Raw genomic sequence first — 1,902 nt, forward strand, 5'->3', positions numbered from 1 at the left:
CCGATCGGCGGCCTGAAGCAGAAGCTGCTCGCCGCGCACCGGGCCGGCATCACCACGGTGGTGATCCCCAAGCGGAACGAGGCGGACCTGGACGACGTCCCGGCCGAGGTCCTCGACACGCTGGAGGTCCACCCGGTCACCGATGTCCGCCAGGTGCTGGAGATCGCCCTCGCCCCGGCCTCGGCCAGGGCCGGGGAGAGGATCCCGGCCGCGGCGTAGGCGCCACGCGGTGACGGGCGCGGCGCCACGGACACGGCCGGTACGGACGGCCCGCACCTCCCGTGGGGGAGGGCGGGCCGTTCCGCGTGCCCGGGCGGCTTCGCGCGGGGTCAGGGGCGGTAGACCGTACCGGGCACCGGCTCGGCGGGGGCCATCAGCTGGGGGACCGTCACGAAGGTGTAGCCGTCCTTCTGCAACGCGTCGATGATGCCCGGCACCGCGGGAACCGTCCCCTTGTAGATGTCGTGCAGCAGGATGATCCCGTCCTTGCCGGCCTGGTCGAGGGTCCGCTTCCTGATCAGCGCGGAGTCGTTCGTCGAGTAGTCCTTGGCGGTCGTGCTCCAGAGGATCTGGGAGAGCCCCAGCTCCTTGCTGACCTCGGAGACCGTGTCGTCGGTGCGGCCCTGCGGCGGACGCATCAGCCGCGGCTTCTTGCCCGTGATCTCCGCTATCGCGTCCTGGGTCTTCTGCAGCTCGGCGCGTATCTCGTCGGGCTTCTTGTCGGTCAGGATCTCGTGCGACCACGTGTGGTTGGCGACCTCGTGCCCCTCCGCCTCCATGCGGCGCACGGTCTCCGGGTGCTTCAGCACGTGGTTCTTGCCGAGCAGGAAGAACGTCGCCGGGACCTTCTTCTCCTTGAGCACGTCCAGCAGGTGCGGGGTGTCCTCGCCCGGCCCGGCGTCGAAGGTCAGCGCGATGCACTTCGCCTTACGGCAGTCCACCGGGCCGAACGTCCCCTTCGCGTCGGACGCGGCTTCGGCGCGCGCGGACCCGGGGGCCGTGGTCTCCATGGAGCAGCCGCTGAGCGTCAGGGTGAGGACGGTCACAAGGGCGGCGGCCAACCCCGTACCGAGCGGCGTCGTCTTTCTGGGCACAGCGGGTCACTCCCGGAGCAGGTCCGCCCCCTGGTGGCGCGGCACGCGGCGACTATACATAGGGTGTATACGCGGCGTTTATAGGGGGCCCGGGCAGCGTGAAGCCCCGGCGGCCGGGTCGGCCGCCGGGGCTTCGGTCAGGGTGCGAACCTCCCGCGGGTCAGCCGTTCGCGAGGGCCTGTACCCGGTCGAGGGCGCCGTTGAAGTGGTTGTGGTCACCGACCGTGGGGCCGGACGAGGTGTACTGCCACATCGTGTAGAAGCCCCAGCCGGCCGGGAGTTCACCCACGGTCGAGGCGTAGCGGGCCACCCAGAGCGGGTTGGTGGCGCCGAAGCTCGCGTTGTTGCCGGTGCAGTCCTTCCACCAGCTGGTCGCGGTGTAGATCACCGCGTCCCGTCCGGTGCGCGCCTTGTAGGTGTTCACGAAGTCGCGGATCCAGGCGACCATGGCGGCCTGGGTCTTGCCGTAGCACTGCGCGCCGTACGGGTTCCACTCGATGTCCAGCACGCCCGGCAGGGTCTTGCCGTCCCGGGACCAGCCGCCGCCGTTGTCCACGAAGTGGTTGGCCTGGGCCGCGCCGCTGGTCGTGTCCGGGGTGGCGAAGTGGTAGGTGCCGCGGATCATGCCCACGTTGTACGAGCCGGTGTACTGCTGCGTGAAGCTCGTGTTCTTGTAGTACGTCCCCTCGGTGGCCTTCACGTAGGCCCACTTCACGCCGCTGTTCCACAGCGTCGACCAGGCGACGTTCCCCTGGTGGCTGCTGACGTCCACCCCTTCGGTCTGGGCGGCGGCGGTGGTACGGGCGGG

General features: G+C 70.2%; 3 protein-coding genes. 1 reads left to right on the forward strand and 2 read right to left on the reverse strand.

All coding sequences use genetic code 11. The annotated features are described in order from the left end of the window. Positions 1-219: S16 family serine protease (locus tag IH13_RS0110485; RefSeq protein WP_031083170.1), on the forward strand; the 219-nt coding region annotated here is incomplete at its 5' end. Positions 220-329: 110 nt separating this feature from the next. On the opposite strand, the gene IH13_RS0110490 is transcribed toward IH13_RS0110485, so the two are convergent. Continuing rightward, entirely contained in the window at positions 330-1,010 is a 681-nt protein-coding gene (locus IH13_RS0110490) for a polysaccharide deacetylase family protein (RefSeq protein WP_420713350.1), read from the reverse strand. A gap of 244 nt (positions 1,011-1,254) precedes the next feature. Continuing rightward, on the reverse strand, positions 1,255-1,902 hold a 648-nt coding region (locus IH13_RS0110495; RefSeq protein WP_031083174.1), incomplete at its 5' end, for a lysozyme.

The sequence above is a fragment of the Streptomyces sp. NRRL WC-3549 genome (assembly GCF_000721935.1).
In the GTDB taxonomy this organism is placed as follows: domain Bacteria; phylum Actinomycetota; class Actinomycetes; order Streptomycetales; family Streptomycetaceae; genus Streptomyces.